Source organism: Pantoea sp. X-Soil-ISGK-275 (assembly GCF_059730795.1).
In genome coordinates this window covers 4024247-4042549 of record NZ_AP035976.1, presented here as the reverse complement: position 1 = coordinate 4042549, position 18303 = coordinate 4024247, and the positions used below count along the sequence as shown (strand labels likewise).

Sequence of the window (18303 nt, the reverse complement as noted above, 5' to 3'; positions counted from 1 at the left end):
GGCGACCGATTCATCAGGCCTTGCGCGTCAGCAGCACGCCGCATTCCATATGATGGGTATACGGGAACTGATCGAACAGCGCCAGACGCGTGACATCATGCGTTTCTCCCAGCACCGCGAGGTTGTCGCACAGGGTTTGCGGGTTGCAGGAGATATAAAGGATGCGCGGATACGCCTGCACCATCTTCACGGTTTCCTCATCCAGCCCGCTGCGCGGCGGATCGACAAAAATGGTTTCGCACTGATAGCTCTTCAGGTCGATGCCTTCTAAACGATTGAAGCTGCGTACGCCCGTCATCGCCTGAGTAAACTCTTCGGCGGCCATACGAATAATCTGCACGTTATCAATCTGGTTGGCGGCAATGTTGTATTGCGCGGACGCGACTGACGGCTTGGCAATCTCGGTGGCCAGCACGCGGCGGAAGTTACGCGCCAGCGCCAGCGAGAAGTTGCCGTTACCGCAATAGAGTTCCAGCAGATCGCCACGCGAATCCTGCGTCACGTCCAGCGCCCACTCCAGCATCTGAATATTCATCGCCGCGTTTGGCTGGGTGAAGCTGTTCTCCACCTGACGATAAATCATCTCTTTACCGGCAACCGGCAGACGTTCATCAACGTAATCGCGATCGAGGCAGATTTTGGTTTTGGTGGCGCGGCCAATCAGCTGCACGTCAAAGCCTTCGGCACGCAGGCTATCACGCAGGGCGCTGGCGGCGGCGGTCCACTCCTCTTCCAGCTTGCGGTGATAGAGCAGCGAGATGACGATCTGGTTGCTCATCGTCGACAGGTAATCGATCTGGAATAGCTTAAAACGCAGCGCGCGGTTGTCGCGGATCGTCGCGATCAGTTTTGGCATCAGCTGGTTGATCAATTCACTGGCCGCCGGGAATTGATCGACGCGGATACGTTGCTTGGTCTGTTGATCAAAGATGATGTGGTAGAGATCGTCACCGTCGTGCCAGATGCGGAATTCGGCACGCATCCGATAGTGGCTGACCGGCGAACGGAACACCTCCACGTCGGGCGCAGCAAAGGGCACCATCATCGCCTGTAAGCGGCTGACTTTTTCCGCCAGTTGCGCGTCGTATTGTTCAATCGGGAGCTGTTCGGGTGTCATCTTTAATCCTGGTAATAAGCTGGCTTGCCGGGCGATTGTAGGCATTCAACTGCTGATGTCCAGCCCTGCGGAAAACAAGATGGCTGGAAGTCTGGATTTCCGGCCTTCCTGGCCGTAGACTGCGCCTGCCGGCCTCCTTGAGTTAAAAGGGAATCCAGTGTGAATCTGGAGCTGACGCGCAGCGGTAAAGAATGTCGTGGTGATGGCACTGATAAACACTGTCCTGCCGGATGGGAAGTTTTTCACCATTTATGATTCTCAGCCCGAAGACCTGCCGGTGTAACGTCGCAATACATACGACCATCGCGAGCTATTGGTTGTAGTCGTGCGGCATCCTGCTTCGTCTTTTGGATGCTATAACAATGAAAAAAACACATGCTTCGCTGTTTGCCTTCAGTGCAACGGCGTTGTCTCTCTGGGCGCAATTTGGCTACGCGCAGCAGAATGATGATACGCAAATCGTTACCGCGAACCGCTTCGCACAGCCGGTCTCGTCGGTGCTGGCGCCAACTTCCGTGGTGACACGTGGAGATATTGATCGCTGGCAGTCAAAAACCCTGAGCGATGTGATGCGCCGTTTGCCGGGCGTGGATATCGCGCAGAATGGTGGTATGGGTCAGAGCAGTTCGCTGTTTATTCGAGGCACCAATTCCAGTCATGTTCTGGTGCTGATTGACGGTATTCGTCTCAATCAGGCCGGCGTTTCCGGTTCATCCGATCTCAGCCAGATTCCGCTTTCGCTGGTGCAACGCATCGAATATGTGCGTGGCGCGCGTTCGGCGGTGTATGGTTCGGATGCGATTGGTGGAGTCATCAACATTATTACTGGCCGCGATAAACCAGGCACAACGTTGACCGCTGGTGTGGGTTCGAACGGTTATCAGAGTTATGAAGGTTCAACGCAGCAACAGTTGGGTGATGCCACCAGGCTGACCATGGCCGGTAATTACACCTACACCCGAGGCTACGATGTGGTGGCCAACTTACCTGATGTGTATGGCGATCCGGCACAAAAAGACCGCGATGGTTTCATGAGCAAGTCGCTGTATGGATCGCTGGAACATCAATTTAGCGACGAGCTGAGTGGCTTCTTCCGCGGTTACGGTTTTGATAACCGTACGGCCTATGACGGCACTTACAGTTATGACAGCAGTTTCAATATCACCGGATTAAACGACACTCGTCAGCTATATAGCCAGACTTGGGATACCGGCCTGCGCTACAACCATGACATCTATTCCACTCAGCTGATTGCCAGCTACAGCCGCAGCAAAGATTACAACTATGATACACGCACTGGCCGTTATGGTCCGGCGACCACACTGGATGACAGTAAGCAATATAACCTGCAATGGGGCAATACCTTCCAGGTTGGGCAAGGCACCGTCAGCGGCGGCGTAGACTGGCAGAAACAGACTACCGAGCCGGGCACCGCTTATGTCACCCATAGCACTGAACTGCGCGATACCGGCATTTACGCCACTGCGCAGCAAAAGTTTGGCGATGTAACACTTGAAGGTGCGCTGCGTGGTGATGACAACAGTCAGTTTGGCTGGCACAGCACCTGGCAGGGTGGCGCATCCTGGGAGTTTGTTGACGGCTACAGCGTCTTCGCTAACTATGCGACCGCCTATAAAGCGCCGCGTCTTGGTCAGCTGTATGGTTCTTACGGCAACAGCGATTTGAAACCGGAAGAGAGTAAACAGTGGGAAGGTGGCTTTGAAGGTTTAACCGGGCCGGTCAGTTGGCGCGTGTCGGGTTATCGCAATGACATCGAAAATCTGATTGATAGCGATCCAAGCACTTTCATCTACTACAACATCGACAAAGTACGTATTAAAGGTGTTGAGGCTACGGCATCGTTCGATACCGGCCCGCTTAGCCATCAGATTTCTTACGATTATGTCGATGCGCGTGATGCTGAGACCAATCAGCAATTGGTGCGCCGTGCGAAGCAGCAGGTGAAGTATCAACTCGACTGGACGGTGTATGACTTCGACTGGTCTGTGACTTATCACTATCTCGGCGATCGTTTCGATACCGATTACAACCACTCTTATACCGCTGAACGCGTAAAATTAGGCGGCGTGAGTTTGTGGGATCTGGCAGTTTCGTATCCGGTCACATCACAGCTCACCGTTCGTGGTAGAATTGCCAACCTGTTCGATAAAGATTACGAGACAGTGTATGGCTATCCAACTCCAGGAACGGAGTATTACCTCAGCGCCAGCTACAGCTTCTGATCTACAACCCACCGTGCTGGTGTTTGACTCCGGCGTCGGTGGGCTGTCTGTCTATGATGAGGTCCGGCATTTACTGCCGGATCTTCACTATCTTTACGCCTTCGATAATGAAGGTTTCCCGTACGGCGAAAAATCCGAAGACTTTATTGTCGAGCGTGTAGTGGCGGTGGTGACGGCTATCACTCAGCGTTTTCCGCTTGCGCTGGTGATTATCGCCTGTAACTCGGCCAGTACCATCTCTTTGCCGGCTCTGCGTGAGCGCTTCGAATTCCCGGTTGTGGGTGTGGTGCCTGCGATTAAACCTGCTGCGCGTCTGACGCGTAACGGCGTGGTGGGATTACTGGCCACGCGTGGCACGGTGAAGCGTCCTTATACGCATGAGTTGGTGGCGCAATTTGCCCGGGACTGCAAAATCGAAATGCTCGGTTCTGCTGAGCTGGTGGAACTGGCGGAAGCCAAGCTGCATGGCGAAGATGTTGAACTGGCCGATGTGCGCCGCGCTGTGCAACCCTGGCTACGTATGAAAGAGCCGCCCGATACCGTGGTTCTCGGCTGTACGCATTTCCCTTTATTACGTGATGAGCTGCAACTGGTACTGCCGGAAGGGACGAGGTTGGTGGATTCGGGCGCGGCTATCGCGCGACGTACCGTTTGGTTATTAGAGCATGAAGCACCGCAGGCGGTTTCGTCCGGGCAGAATTTAGCGTTCTGTACGCGTATGGATGATGAAGTGACGAAATTGTCATCGATTTTGCAGCGTTATGGCTTCCCGTTGCTGGAAAAATTAGCAGTTTAGTGGCGTTTCGACGAAAAAATCAGCACTCGAAAATTAATTTGAAATTAGCACTTGTCAGCCCCGAAGAAATCCCTATACTGCGCCTCCACTGACACGGAACAACGGCTTACGAAGCGATGTGTTCAGGAGGTGGTCTTCAAGGCAACCTTCAGAAAAGCAAAAATAAATGCTTGACTGAGAATGCGGAAAGCGTAATATATGCATCCCGCGCCGCTAGAGAAGTCGCGGCATGCTCTTTAACAATTTATCAGACAATCTGTGTGGGCACTCGCAGGATTGATATCAGCGTCTCCGGACGCAACAAAATATCAAAGCCTCACGAGTGAACACATAATGAAATTCATTATGACGTTTTACAGATGAGCACCGCTGAACGTGTTTCAGCAAATCAAACTTAAATTGAAGAGTTTGATCATGGCTCAGATTGAACGCTGGCGGCAGGCCTAACACATGCAAGTCGAACGGTAGCACAGAGAGCTTGCTCTCGGGTGACGAGTGGCGGACGGGTGAGTAATGTCTGGGAAACTGCCCGATGGAGGGGGATAACTACTGGAAACGGTAGCTAATACCGCATAACGTCGCAAGACCAAAGTGGGGGACCTTCGGGCCTCACACCATCGGATGTGCCCAGATGGGATTAGCTAGTAGGTGGGGTAATGGCTCACCTAGGCGACGATCCCTAGCTGGTCTGAGAGGATGACCAGCCACACTGGAACTGAGACACGGTCCAGACTCCTACGGGAGGCAGCAGTGGGGAATATTGCACAATGGGCGCAAGCCTGATGCAGCCATGCCGCGTGTATGAAGAAGGCCTTCGGGTTGTAAAGTACTTTCAGCGGGGAGGAAGGCGGTGGAGTTAATAACTTCACCGATTGACGTTACCCGCAGAAGAAGCACCGGCTAACTCCGTGCCAGCAGCCGCGGTAATACGGAGGGTGCAAGCGTTAATCGGAATTACTGGGCGTAAAGCGCACGCAGGCGGTCTGTCAAGTCGGATGTGAAATCCCCGGGCTTAACCTGGGAACTGCATTCGAAACTGGCAGGCTAGAGTCTTGTAGAGGGGGGTAGAATTCCAGGTGTAGCGGTGAAATGCGTAGAGATCTGGAGGAATACCGGTGGCGAAGGCGGCCCCCTGGACAAAGACTGACGCTCAGGTGCGAAAGCGTGGGGAGCAAACAGGATTAGATACCCTGGTAGTCCACGCCGTAAACGATGTCGACTTGGAGGTTGTTCCCTTGAGGAGTGGCTTCCGGAGCTAACGCGTTAAGTCGACCGCCTGGGGAGTACGGCCGCAAGGTTAAAACTCAAATGAATTGACGGGGGCCCGCACAAGCGGTGGAGCATGTGGTTTAATTCGATGCAACGCGAAGAACCTTACCTACTCTTGACATCCACGGAATTTAGCAGAGATGCTTTAGTGCCTTCGGGAACCGTGAGACAGGTGCTGCATGGCTGTCGTCAGCTCGTGTTGTGAAATGTTGGGTTAAGTCCCGCAACGAGCGCAACCCTTATCCTTTGTTGCCAGCGGTTCGGCCGGGAACTCAAAGGAGACTGCCAGTGATAAACTGGAGGAAGGTGGGGATGACGTCAAGTCATCATGGCCCTTACGAGTAGGGCTACACACGTGCTACAATGGCGCATACAAAGAGAAGCGACCTCGCGAGAGCAAGCGGACCTCATAAAGTGCGTCGTAGTCCGGATCGGAGTCTGCAACTCGACTCCGTGAAGTCGGAATCGCTAGTAATCGTAGATCAGAATGCTACGGTGAATACGTTCCCGGGCCTTGTACACACCGCCCGTCACACCATGGGAGTGGGTTGCAAAAGAAGTAGGTAGCTTAACCTTCGGGAGGGCGCTTACCACTTTGTGATTCATGACTGGGGTGAAGTCGTAACAAGGTAACCGTAGGGGAACCTGCGGTTGGATCACCTCCTTACCTGAAGATACCTTCCCGCGCAGTGCTCACACAGATTGTCTGATGAAATTAAAGAAGAGCGTAAAACGCCTGCAGGCTTGTAGCTCAGGTGGTTAGAGCGCACCCCTGATAAGGGTGAGGTCGGTGGTTCAAGTCCACTCAGGCCTACCAAATTCTTACAGTTTCCGCGTTGTGCCGATAGCTCGCATACTTGAGTATGCTTCGTATCGACACGCCTTGAACCTGAAAGAATTCTCCTGGTAAGCACGCGTTTTGCAAAACTCTATGGGGCTATAGCTCAGCTGGGAGAGCGCCTGCCTTGCACGCAGGAGGTCAGCGGTTCGATCCCGCTTAGCTCCACCATCAACGACCCCACGTTGATAACTAACTTCAGAATGTATCCTCGGGTACATTGCGAAGTTATTGCTCTTTAACAATCCGGAACAAGCTGAAAATTGAAACGACGTGTTGGTTCATTTCTCCGTAATAAGAAATGAATAACAACATGTTCGAGTCTCTCAATGCCTGCAGTCCGCAGCGTTGCAAAACGCCTGTGGGTTGTGAGGTTAAGCGACTAAGCGTACACGGTGGATGCCCTGGCAGTCAGAGGCGATGAAGGACGTGCTAATCTGCGTAAAGCGTCGGTAAGGTGATATGAACCGCTACAGCCGACGATGTCCGAATGGGGAAACCCGGTGCACTCAGTGCATCATCGCAACATGAATACATAGTGTTGCGAGGCGAACCTGGGGAACTGAAACATCTAAGTACCCAGAGGAAAAGAAATCAACCGAGATTCCCCCAGTAGCGGCGAGCGAACGGGGAACAGCCCAGAACCTGAATCAGTTTGTGCGTTAGTGGAAGCGTCTGGAAAGTCGCGCGATACCGGGTGATAGCCCCGTACACGAAAGTGCACATACTGTGAGTTCGAAGAGTAGGGCGGGACACGTGGTATCCTGTCTGAATATGGGGGGACCATCCTCCAAGGCTAAATACTCCTGACTGACCGATAGTGAACCAGTACCGTGAGGGAAAGGCGAAAAGAACCCCGGCGAGGGGAGTGAAACAGAACCTGAAACCGTGTACGTACAAGCAGTGGGAGCCTCTTTAATGGGGTGACTGCGTACCTTTTGTATAATGGGTCAGCGACTTATATTCTGTAGCAAGGTTAACCGTATAGGGGAGCCGCAGGGAAACCGAGTCTTAACTGGGCGTTAAGTTGCAGGGTATAGACCCGAAACCCGGTGATCTAGCCATGGGCAGGTTGAAGGTTGGGTAACACTAACTGGAGGACCGAACCGACTAATGTTGAAAAATTAGCGGATGACTTGTGGCTGGGGGTGAAAGGCCAATCAAACCGGGAGATAGCTGGTTCTCCCCGAAAGCTATTTAGGTAGCGCCTCGTGAACTCATCTTCGGGGGTAGAGCACTGTTTCGGCTAGGGGGCCATCCCGGCTTACCAACCCGATGCAAACTGCGAATACCGAAGAATGTTATCACGGGAGACACACGGCGGGTGCTAACGTCCGTCGTGAAGAGGGAAACAACCCAGACCGCCAGCTAAGGTCCCAAAGTCATGGTTAAGTGGGAAACGATGTGGGAAGGCACAGACAGCCAGGATGTTGGCTTAGAAGCAGCCATCATTTAAAGAAAGCGTAATAGCTCACTGGTCGAGTCGGCCTGCGCGGAAGATGTAACGGGGCTAAACCATGCACCGAAGCTGCGGCAGCGACACTATGTGTTGTTGGGTAGGGGAGCGTTCTGTAAGCCGTTGAAGGTGGCCTGTGAGGGTTGCTGGAGGTATCAGAAGTGCGAATGCTGACATAAGTAACGATAAAGCGGGTGAAAAGCCCGCTCGCCGGAAGACCAAGGGTTCCTGTTCAACGTTAATCGGAGCAGGGTGAGTCGACCCCTAAGGCGAGGCTGAAAAGCGTAGTCGATGGGAAGCAGGTTAATATTCCTGCACTTGGTGTTACTGCGAAGGGGGGACGGAGAAGGCTAGGTTATCCGGGCGACGGTTGTCCCGGTTTAAGCGTGTAGGCTGATATCTTTGGTAAATCCGGGATATCTTAAGGCTGAGGCGTGACGACGAGCCACTACGGTGGTGAAGTAACTGATGCCCTGCTTCCAGGAAAAGCCTCTAAGCTCCAGGTAACACGAAATCGTACCCCAAACCGACACAGGTGGTCAGGTAGAGAATACCAAGGCGCTTGAGAGAACTCGGGTGAAGGAACTAGGCAAAATGGTGCCGTAACTTCGGGAGAAGGCACGCTGGCGCGTAGGTGAAGGGACTTGCTCCCGGAGCTGAAGCCAGTCGAAGATACCAGCTGGCTGCAACTGTTTATTAAAAACACAGCACTGTGCAAACACGAAAGTGGACGTATACGGTGTGACGCCTGCCCGGTGCCGGAAGGTTAATTGATGGGGTTATCCGCAAGGAGAAGCTCTTGATCGAAGCCCCGGTAAACGGCGGCCGTAACTATAACGGTCCTAAGGTAGCGAAATTCCTTGTCGGGTAAGTTCCGACCTGCACGAATGGCGTAATGATGGCCAGGCTGTCTCCACCCGAGACTCAGTGAAATTGAAATCGCTGTGAAGATGCAGTGTACCCGCGGCAAGACGGAAAGACCCCGTGAACCTTTACTATAGCTTGACACTGAACATTGAGCCTTGATGTGTAGGATAGGTGGGAGGCTTTGAAGCGTGGACGCCAGTCTGCGTGGAGCCAACCTTGAAATACCACCCTTTAATGTTTGATGTTCTAACGTAGGCCCGTAATCCGGGCTGCGGACAGTGTCTGGTGGGTAGTTTGACTGGGGCGGTCTCCTCCCAAAGAGTAACGGAGGAGCACGAAGGTTGGCTAATCCTGGTCGGACATCAGGAGGTTAGTGCAATGGCATAAGCCAGCTTGACTGCGAGAGTGACGGCTCGAGCAGGTGCGAAAGCAGGTCATAGTGATCCGGTGGTTCTGAATGGAAGGGCCATCGCTCAACGGATAAAAGGTACTCCGGGGATAACAGGCTGATACCGCCCAAGAGTTCATATCGACGGCGGTGTTTGGCACCTCGATGTCGGCTCATCACATCCTGGGGCTGAAGTAGGTCCCAAGGGTACGGCTGTTCGCCGTTTAAAGTGGTACGCGAGCTGGGTTTAGAACGTCGTGAGACAGTTCGGTCCCTATCTGCCGTGGGCGCTGGAGAATTGAGGGGGGTTGCTCCTAGTACGAGAGGACCGGAGTGAACGCACCACTGGTGTTCGGGTTGTCATGCCAATGGCACTGCCCGGTAGCTAAGTGCGGAAAAGATAAGTGCTGAAAGCATCTAAGCACGAAACTTGCCCCGAGATGAGTTCTCCCTGACTCCTTGAGAGTCCTGAAGGGACGTTGAAGACTACGACGTTGATAGGCCGGATGTGTAAGCGCAGCGATGCGTTGAGCTAACCGGTACTAATGACCCGTGAGGCTTAACCTTACAACGCCAGAGGCGTTTTGGTCTGAGAGACCGGTATTTTCAGCTTGTTTTACGGATTAAAGATTTAGCGGAAGCGGATGTTATTCGTTTTTGCGCAAAGAATTTGCCTGGCGGCTTTAGCGCGGTGGTCCCACCTGACCCCATGCCGAACTCAGAAGTGAAACGCCGTAGCGCCGATGGTAGTGTGGGGTCTCCCCATGCGAGAGTAGGGAACTGCCAGACATCAAATTAAGACCCGTTATCGGGTCGTGACCTTCCCGGTGACGCGGAAAGGGCGAAACACCTGAAATCAGAACGATTGTCTGATATCAGTACAGAATCGGTGGAGCGGTAGTTCAGTTGGTTAGAATACCTGCCTGTCACGCAGGGGGTCGCGGGTTCGAGCCCCGTCCGTTCCGCCACCCTAATTAGGGGCGTAGTTCAATTGGTAGAGCACCGGTCTCCAAAACCGGGTGTTGGGGGTTCGAGTCCCTCCGCCCCTGCCAGAAAATAATCCTTTGCTTCGGCAAAGGATTTTTTTTGTCCAAAATTTGGCAGTGAAATGAGTTTGAGTTTCACTGTGATCCACTCAAACTGCCTCATTTATTATCTTATTGTGTCAAAACCGGATATTTAAGCAGCTGACGAATGTGACTTTGCTGATCGCTATTCTGCAGCCACACCGCATATAACGGTCGCACGGCGACGGGTGTATCTGGAATAACCATCAAATCACTATAAATGCCGTGCCAAAAATCAGGTAAAAATGCACATGCACCGGTGGTATGCAGTAATTCGCGCGTTAAATGTGCCGATGTCGTAGTTAATACAGGGACATCATCACTGGACAGATAACTTTCATGCTGATGAAAATCTGCGCCCCATTCCAGCTTGATATAGTCATATTTTTCACGCTTCTCAGTTTTGCGCGCCCGGAATAATGCGAGAGAAATATGACCTATTTGCTGGCTGGTTAACTCATCCATTTTTGGTGCTTCGGTCGTGATCAATAGGTCCAACTGACGTTCATGCAACTGCTTGACCAGCAAATGTCGTTGGGCGATGCGTGCCTCAAGATGGAGGCTTTCGCGATTCTCATAAAGTGTTTGCAACCAAGGAGTTAAATACGCTTCCCAAAGGGATGCGCTACCTCCTATCGAAAGCTCATGATGCTGCTGTGTATGTGAAACTTCCTTTTTGGCCATCAGCCAGGTACTCATCAAGCTTTCGGCATAGGGTAATAAACGCTCGCCCGCTGAAGTCAGCCGGATGTTATTACGGTGACGAGTAAAAAGATTTACGCCCAGCTGGTTTTCCAGCTGACGAATGCGAAAACTAACGGCAGATTGCGTGAGGTAAAGCGCTTCAGCAGCACGCCCGAAATGGCGTGTTCTGCTCACTTCGAGGAAAGTTTTCAGTAATTCCGTATCCACTGCATTCTCCCAAAAATTGTTTGTCGTACTGATTTAAATGTTTTGTTTTACACTCTGTCAAGCCTATCTAATACTCCGCGCCATAAATAGCACGGCCATATGAGAGTCAGGAGCGTGTAAAATGGCGGATAGCTTCGCAACAACAAATCGTTTCTTTGATAACAAACATTACCCACGTGGTTTTTCGCGTCATGGTGATTTCACCATTAAAGAAGCTCAGCTTCTGGAGCGCCACGGTTACGCCTTTAATGAACTGGATCTCGCTAAGCGTGAACCCATTACAGAAGAAGAGCGTTCATTTTTAGAAGTATGTCGTGGTATTCGTGAGCCGCAAACGGAAGCTGAACGTGTATGGTCGAAATATACCGCACGTATCAAACGACCTAAGCGTTTCCACACGCTATCTGGCGGCAAGCCGCAGATGGACACGGTGGAAGATTTTAGCGATAGCGATGATTAAGAATAGCGGGGCTTATATAAGCCCCGTTTTTTATTCCAGAGTTTTGTGCAGATAGATCATTAAGCGGTCGATGCTGCGATATCCCACTGCTTCCTGCAAATGACCCCGGGTAATCTGCACTTCACCTGCTAAATCAGCGATTGTCCTCGCCACCTTTAAAATCCGCTGCCAGGCACGTACTGAAAGCCCCAACGAATTTAACACCTCTTCCAGCCATTCCGCATCCAGCTGCGTCAATGGACACCAACGTAAAATCTCCGGGTTTGAGAGATGAGCATTCACTTTTCCGCTGCGCGCTGTTTGAATCTGTCGCGCGGCAAGGACGCGAGTTAAAACTTCAGCGCTGCTTTCACTGACTTGTTGTTTCTTACTCAGCGATCCGCTCGGAAGAAGTGGAACTTCTAACGATAAATCAAAGCGATCGAGAAAAGGTCCTGATAGGCGATTGAGATAGCGCAACACCTGCTGAGGTGATGAGCGATTATGATTGCCCTGATAATGCCCGGTCGGGCTAGGATTCATTGCGCCAATCAATTGAAAGCGGGCGGGATAAGTCACTTTAGCGCGTGTGCGCGATATTGAGATTTCCCCGGATTCAATCGGCTCGCGCAACGCATCCAGCGTTCTGCGCTCAAACTCGGGCAGTTCATCGAGAAATAACACACCGTTGTGTGCCAATGATATTTCCCCTGGCCGCGGCAAGGAACCGCCACCAACCAGCGCATAGAGTGATGCACTATGGTGAGGCGCTCTGAACGGCCGTTTGCGCCACTGATGATGGAGATTGCCACTGCTTACCAGACTGGCGATAGCAGCGCACTCCAGCGCTTCCTGGTCGTCTAATGGCGGCATGATACCGGGCAGACGCGTTGCCAACATCGTCTTGCCGGTGCCCGGCGGTCCAATCAGTAACAGGTTATGCCCGCCAGCTGCGGTTATCTCCAGTGCACGTCGTCCTTGATCCTGACCGATGATATCGCTGAGGTCTTGCTTTTCCTGTTCAAGCGTTTCTGGGTGATAATGCGCGACGGTGAGGGTAGTTTTGTTATGCAGAAACGCACAGATTTCTACCAGATGTTTGCCAACCAGCGTCTCGCCTTGTTGAATCAACCCGACATCCTGTTGATTCTGTTCAGCTAACACCATTTGTCTGCCCGCTTGCAGCGCCGCCATCGCCGCCGGAATAGCGGCCTGAACGCCACAGAGCGCGCCGTTAAGCGCTAACTCCCCCAGGAATTCATATTGCCCTAGTTTTGCGTCTGGCAGCTGCTCAGAGGCTGCCAGAATGGCGATAGCGATGGGAAGATCATAGCGTCCGCCTTCTTTTGGCAGATCGGCAGGTGCCAGATTGATGGTGACGCGTTTCGCCGGGAAGGTGAATCCGCTATTGATAATCGCGCTACGCACCCGTTCCCGCGCTTCTTTTACCGTGGTTTCAGGCAGCCCAACTAGCGTCAGGGCCGGCAAGCCATTGCTGATGTGTACTTCCACCGTCACCAGCGGAGCCTGAACTCCCAGCGCAGCTCGTGTTAATACTTTCGATAAAGACATAACCGCTCCTTGTTGTCTTTATCTTGAGAGCAGCCAGGTGGATGAACAATGGCTAACTGCTCAACATCAGAACCAGATTCCTGACATTCCCTGATTATTGCAGTGGTTTCACTGAAAATCAGAGCCTGTTCGTAAACCGCAAATGAAAATAACGACGCGGGCGTTATGAATATTTATCACAAATGTAAATAACCTATTACTTACAATGTGATAACGCACAACCGCCAGCGCCGTCATAAAAATTCCCAATGAAAATTATTGTCAATGACGTGCTAACTATGATAACTCTGTAGGTATTACTTCGAACAATCGAAAAAACAAACAACACATGAAAGCCCTTCTACAAGTGATTAGCCTAGTCGTGATTAGCGTGGTGGTGATTATTATCCCACCGTGCGGGGCATCGCTTGGAGAAAGAAAGGCTTAAAAATCAAGTCTGGAATTCCAAAAACCCCCGCACCGAAAGGTCCGGGGGTTTTTTTTTAACCAGGTTAAATATCAGCAAATTAGCGAGGAACAGATTATGAGCAGTAGCATAAAATTCTGTTGTTCCCCTAGGAATACAGGAGAATAACCATGACAGGTGCACAGTGGGTAGTTCAGGCTTTACGCGCGCAGGGTGTCGATACAGTGTTTGGCTATCCTGGCGGCGCAATCATGCCAGTGTACGATGCGCTCTACGATGGCGGCGTGGAACACCTACTGTGCCGTCATGAGCAGGGTGCGGTGATGGCGGCCATCGGTTATGCCCGCGCAACCGGCAAGACTGGCGTCTGTATCGCCACTTCGGGCCCGGGCGCCACCAACCTGATCACCGGTCTGGCGGATGCGATGATGGATTCAATCCCGGTTGTGGCGATCACTGGCCAGGTCTCATCGGCCTTTATCGGCACCGACGCCTTCCAGGAAATTGACGTTCTCGGTTTATCCTTAGCCTGCACCAAACACAGTTTCCTCGTTGAATCGCTTGATGATTTACCTTCAGTGATGGCAGAAGCTTTTGCCATTGCGCAATCGGGTCGTCCCGGCCCGGTTCTGGTTGATATCCCAAAAGACATTCAAATCGCCAACGGCGAACTGACGCCACATCTGCTGCCGGTTGAGGAACAAGTCAGCCATTCAGCGCAGCACATTGCGGAGGCGCGTGAATTGATGGCGCAGTCGCATAAGCCGATGCTGTATATCGGTGGCGGCGTTGGCATGGCGCAGGCGGTTCCTGCCTTACGTGCCATGGCGCTGGAGACCGGTATCCCGATGGTTTCCACCCTAAAAGGTCTCGGCAGCGCGGATGCCAGCAGCGATCTCTATCTGGGCATGCTGGGCATGCATGGCACCAAAGCGGCTAACCTCGCGGTACAATCCTGTGATTTGCTGATTGCGGTTGGCGCGCGTTTTGACGATCGCGTTACTGGCAAGCTGGATACCTTCGCCCCGCATGCCAGCGTCATCCATATCGATATCGATCCTGCCGAGCTGAACAAACTGCGCCGCGCGCACGTTTCACTGCAGGGCGATATGAATCAGGTGCTGCCCGCACTGAGCATGCCAATGCACATTGATGGCTGGCGGCAAGAAGTCAGCGCGATGAAAACAGAGTTTGACTGGCGTTACGATCACCCAGGCGAAGCAATCTACGCGCCGTTGTTGCTGAAGCAGTTGTCCGATCGTAAAGCGGATAGCGCCGTGGTCACCACCGACGTCGGCCAGCATCAGATGTGGGCCGCACAGCACATGCGTTTCACCGCGCCAGAAAACTTCATCACCTCCAGCGGTCTCGGCACCATGGGCTTTGGTTTGCCGGCGGCGATTGGTGCGCAGGTTGCACGTCCAAAAGATTCGGTTATCTGCGTATCTGGTGATGGCTCTATCATGATGAACATTCAGGAGCTGGGCACCATCAAGCGCGGCAAATTGCCGGTGAAGATTCTGCTACTGGATAACCAGCGCCTCGGCATGGTGCGCCAGTGGCAGCAACTGTTCTTTGATGGTCGCTACAGCGAAACCATTCTGACCGATAACCCCGATTTCCTCACGCTGGCCAGCGCCTTTGATATCCCAGGCCAGCGCATTAGCCGTAAAGATCAGGTCGACGCCGCCCTCGATGCTCTGCTGAACAGTGAAGGTCCTTACTTCCTGCATGTTTCGATAGATGAGCATGAAAACGTCTGGCCATTGGTACCACCGGGTGCCAGCAACGCAAACATGATGGAGAAAACCGCATGAATCAGCATCAATTGTCTATCGAAGCCCGCTTTCGTCCTGAAATATTGGAGCGCATTTTGCGTGTCGTGCGTCACCGTGGTTTCCAAGTGTGTGCAATGAATATGGCCTCCGCGGTCAATGCGGAGAACATTAATATCGAAATGACCGTTGCCAGCCAACGCTCAGTCGATTTACTGTCTTCGCAGTTAAGCAAACTTATGGATGTCGCTTGCGTCGAGATCCAACAACAGACAACACAACAAATCCGCGCATAGTCGCCAAAGGAAAAAGCAATGAGTACGAAGAAAGCAGACTTTATTTGGTTCAATGGTGAGATGGTTAAGTGGGAAGACGCCAAGGTCAGCGTTATGTCTCACGCCCTGCACTACGGTACTTCTGTGTTTGAAGGCGTGCGTTGCTACGACTCACACAAAGGTCCAGTGGTGTTCCGCCACCGTGAGCATATGAAGCGTCTGCATGAATCCGCCAAAATTTACCGTTTCCCGATTAAAGCCAGCGTTGATGAGTTGATGGAAGCGTGCCGCGAAGTAATCCGCGTGAACAAATTGAAAAGCGCTTATATCCGTCCGCTGGCCTTCGTGGGTGACGTGGGTCTGGGTGTGAACCCGCCAGATGGCTACACCACCGATGTAATCATCGCTGCCTTCCCTTGGGGTGCTTACCTGGGCGCTGAAGCGCTGGAAAACGGTATCGACGCCATGGTTTCTTCGTGGAACCGCGTTGCACCAAACACCTTGCCAACCGCCGCGAAAGCGGGTGGTAACTATCTCTCCTCTCTGCTGGTAGGCAGCGAAGCGCGCCGCCACGGCTATCAGGAAGGTATCGCGCTCGACACCAACGGCTATATTTCAGAAGGTGCTGGCGAAAACTTGTTCGAAGTGAAAGATGGCATTCTGTTCACGCCGCCGTTCACCTCTTCAGCGCTGCCGGGCATCACCCGTGACGCCATCATCAAGCTGGCGCAAGACATGGGTATTGAAGTGCGTGAGCAGGTTCTGTCGCGCGAATCCCTGTATCTGGCCGACGAAGTCTTCATGTCAGGTACTGCAGCGGAGATCACTCCGGTGCGCAGCGTCGACGGCATTCAGGTCGGCGAAGGTAAACGTGGTCCGGTCACCGGTCGTATCCAGAAGGCATTCTTTGGCCTGTTCACTGGCGAGACGGAAGACAAGTGGGGCTGGTTGGATCCGGTTAACGCATAACGAGATTTTTTGCGGGCGTCAGATGGCGCCCGCAACCTGATTATTACTGGAGTAAATAGAGCATGCCTAAGTACCGTTCCGCCACCACCACCCATGGACGTAACATGGCCGGTGCCCGTGCCTTGTGGCGCGCGACAGGAATGACCGACGACGATTTCGGTAAGCCGATTATCGCCGTGGTCAACTCATTCACCCAATTCGTACCGGGCCACGTGCACCTGCGCGATCTTGGCAAACTGGTTGCTGAGGAAATCGAAGCAGCTGGCGGCGTGGCCAAAGAGTTCAACACCATTGCGGTGGATGACGGTATCGCCATGGGTCATGGCGGCATGCTGTATTCACTGCCTTCACGCGAGCTGATTGCCGATTCAGTGGAGTACATGGTCAACGCGCACTGCGCCGATGCCATGGTCTGTATCTCCAACTGCGACAAAATCACCCCAGGCATGCTGATGGCGTCACTGCGCCTCAACATTCCGGTGATCTTTGTGTCTGGCGGACCGATGGAAGCCGGGAAAACCAAACTGTCTGATCAAATCATCAAGCTGGATCTGGTTGATGCGATGATTCAGGGCGCCAACCCGAACGTCAGCGATGCCGACAGCGATCAGATCGAACGTTCTGCTTGTCCAACCTGCGGTTCCTGTTCCGGTATGTTCACCGCCAACTCGATGAACTGTCTGACCGAAGCGCTGGGCTTGTCGCAGCCGGGTAACGGTTCACTGCTGGCCACACACGCCGATCGTAAAGAGCTGTTCATCAATGCCGGTAAGCGCATCGTTAGCCTGACCAAACGCTACTACGAGCAGGATGACGTCAACATGCTGCCGCGTAACATCGCCACCAAAGCGGCGTTCGAGAATGCGATGACGCTGGATATCGCCATGGGCGGTTCCACCAACACCGTTCTGCACCTGCTGGCAGCGGCGCTGGAAGGCGAAATCGACTTCAACATCTCCGATATCGATCGCTTGTCTCGTAAAGTGCCGCAGCTGTGTAAAGTGGCGCCAAGTACGCCGAAATATCACATGGAAGATGTGCACCGTGCGGGTGGCGTTATCGCCATTCTCGGTGAGTTAGATCGCGCCGGTTTAATCGACACCAGCGCGCGCAATATCTTGCAGCAGAGCATGCGTGAAACCCTGGATCAGTACGACATCATGCTGACCAAAGATCAGGCGGTGAAGGATATGTTCCGCGCTGGTCCTGCTGGTATTCGTACCACCAAGGCGTTCTCGCAGAATTGCCGTTGGGACACGCTGGATGACGATCGTACCGATGGTTGTATTCGTACTCGCGAACACGCTTACTCGCAGGATGGCGGCTTAGCCGTGCTCTACGGCAACATTGCGGAAGATGGCTGCATTGTTAAAACTGCGGGCGTAGACAAAGAGATCCTCACCTTCAAAGGCCCGGCCAAAGTATACGAAAGCCAGGATGATGCGGTTGAAGCAATTCTTGGCGGCAAAGTGGTGGCTGGCGATGTCGTAGTAATCCGCTACGAAGGACCAAAAGGCGGGCCGGGCATGCAGGAAATGCTCTATCCGACCACCTATCTGAAATCCATGGGCCTCGGCAAAAGCTGCGCACTGATCACCGATGGTCGCTTCTCTGGCGGTACGTCGGGCTTGTCGATTGGTCACGCCTCTCCGGAAGCGGCGAGCGGCGGCACCATCGCGCTGGTGAAAGATGGCGACATGATTGAAATCGATATCCCGAACCGTGGCATCAAGCTGGCGGTACCGGATAACGAACTGCACGCCCGTCGTGAAGAAGAGCTAGCGCGTGGCGATGCGGCCTATACCCCGCACGGCCGTGTGCGTGAAGTCTCCTTTGCCCTGCGCGCCTATGCATCACTGGCGACCAGCGCTGACAAAGGCGCGGTGCGCGATAAGTCTAAGCTGGGAGGCTAAC

At 53.0% G+C, this 18303-nt stretch carries 11 protein-coding genes, 4 tRNA genes, 3 rRNA genes and 1 riboswitch; of the genes, 15 read left to right on the top strand and 3 right to left on the bottom strand.

What is annotated here, in order from left to right:
• Positions 1–13: 13 nt before the first annotated feature.
• Entirely contained in the window at positions 14–1117 is a 1104-nt protein-coding gene (gene trmA, locus AC6I8A_RS18815) for a tRNA (uridine(54)-C5)-methyltransferase TrmA (protein WP_479490383.1), read from the bottom strand.
• A 113-nt stretch (positions 1118–1230) separates the two neighbouring features.
• Positions 1231–1410: riboswitch (cobalamin riboswitch) on the top strand.
• Between the two features lie 69 nt (positions 1411–1479).
• Between trmA and btuB the strand changes: the two genes are divergently transcribed.
• The 9 genes from btuB to AC6I8A_RS18770 all read left to right on the top strand — a co-directional run bounded on the left by btuB (position 1480) and on the right by AC6I8A_RS18770 (position 10026).
• Positions 1480–3360 carry a TonB-dependent vitamin B12 receptor BtuB gene (gene btuB / locus AC6I8A_RS18810; RefSeq protein WP_479490384.1) on the top strand — a complete coding sequence of 627 codons (1881 nt, stop codon included), beginning with the start codon at positions 1480–1482 and terminating at the stop codon, positions 3358–3360.
• Positions 3305–4156, top strand: a complete 852-nt coding sequence (gene murI / locus AC6I8A_RS18805; RefSeq protein WP_497818898.1) for a glutamate racemase — start codon at positions 3305–3307, stop codon at positions 4154–4156. The genes btuB and murI overlap by 56 nt, the downstream gene beginning before the upstream one ends.
• 396 nt (positions 4157–4552) lie before the next feature.
• A 16S ribosomal RNA gene (locus AC6I8A_RS18800) occupies positions 4553–6092 on the top strand.
• Between the two features lie 73 nt (positions 6093–6165).
• Positions 6166–6242, top strand: a tRNA-Ile gene (locus AC6I8A_RS18795).
• Between the two features lie 116 nt (positions 6243–6358).
• Positions 6359–6434 (top strand) — tRNA-Ala (locus tag AC6I8A_RS18790).
• Positions 6435–6635: 201 nt separating this feature from the next.
• Positions 6636–9541, top strand: a 23S ribosomal RNA gene (locus AC6I8A_RS18785).
• Between the two features lie 106 nt (positions 9542–9647).
• A 5S ribosomal RNA gene (gene rrf / locus AC6I8A_RS18780) occupies positions 9648–9763 on the top strand.
• Together the 16S, 23S and 5S rRNA genes with 4 tRNA genes alongside form the textbook arrangement of a ribosomal RNA operon.
• Before the next feature lie 102 nt (positions 9764–9865).
• Positions 9866–9942 (top strand) — tRNA-Asp (locus AC6I8A_RS18775).
• Positions 9943–9950: 8 nt separating this feature from the next.
• Positions 9951–10026, top strand: a tRNA-Trp gene (locus AC6I8A_RS18770).
• Between the two features lie 105 nt (positions 10027–10131).
• Here the strand turns inward: AC6I8A_RS18770 and hdfR are convergent.
• Complete coding sequence (gene hdfR / locus AC6I8A_RS18765; RefSeq protein ID WP_008106614.1) at positions 10132–10953, bottom strand: HTH-type transcriptional regulator HdfR; 822 nt, start codon at positions 10951–10953, stop codon at positions 10132–10134.
• Between the two features lie 121 nt (positions 10954–11074).
• Here hdfR and AC6I8A_RS18760 point away from each other — a divergent pair, with 121 nt between their 5' ends.
• On the top strand, positions 11075–11413 hold the full coding sequence (locus tag AC6I8A_RS18760; protein ID WP_497818897.1) for a MaoP family protein: 339 nt from the start codon (positions 11075–11077) through the stop codon (positions 11411–11413).
• A 30-nt stretch (positions 11414–11443) separates the two neighbouring features.
• Here the strand turns inward: AC6I8A_RS18760 and AC6I8A_RS18755 are convergent, their stop codons facing one another.
• Positions 11444–12964: a YifB family Mg chelatase-like AAA ATPase gene (locus AC6I8A_RS18755; protein ID WP_479486359.1), complete on the bottom strand. Its 1521-nt coding sequence runs from the start codon at positions 12962–12964 to the stop codon at positions 11444–11446.
• Between the two features lie 328 nt (positions 12965–13292).
• Between AC6I8A_RS18755 and ilvL the strand changes: the two genes are divergently transcribed.
• The 5 genes from ilvL (at position 13293) to ilvD (ending at position 18302) form a co-directional block, all read left to right on the top strand.
• Positions 13293–13391, top strand: coding sequence for an ilv operon leader peptide (gene ilvL / locus AC6I8A_RS18750; protein ID WP_071531048.1), 99 nt, complete (start codon positions 13293–13295; stop codon positions 13389–13391).
• 149 nt (positions 13392–13540) lie between these two features.
• Positions 13541–15187 carry an acetolactate synthase 2 catalytic subunit gene (gene ilvG, locus AC6I8A_RS18745; RefSeq protein WP_497818896.1) on the top strand — a complete coding sequence of 549 codons (1647 nt, stop codon included), beginning with the start codon at positions 13541–13543 and terminating at the stop codon, positions 15185–15187.
• On the top strand, positions 15184–15441 hold the full coding sequence (gene ilvM / locus AC6I8A_RS18740) for an acetolactate synthase 2 small subunit (protein ID WP_008106624.1): 258 nt from the start codon (positions 15184–15186) through the stop codon (positions 15439–15441). The genes ilvG and ilvM overlap by 4 nt, the downstream gene beginning before the upstream one ends.
• An 18-nt stretch (positions 15442–15459) precedes the next feature.
• A complete protein-coding gene (locus tag AC6I8A_RS18735) occupies positions 15460–16389 on the top strand; it encodes a branched-chain amino acid transaminase (RefSeq protein ID WP_007888821.1) in 930 nt (309 codons plus the stop codon).
• 62 nt (positions 16390–16451) lie between these two features.
• The gene (gene ilvD / locus AC6I8A_RS18730) at positions 16452–18302 is read left to right on the top strand and encodes a dihydroxy-acid dehydratase (protein ID WP_256697798.1); all 1851 of its coding nucleotides are present in this window, start codon (positions 16452–16454) and stop codon (positions 18300–18302) included.
• The last annotated feature ends 1 nt before the right edge of the window (position 18303 follow it).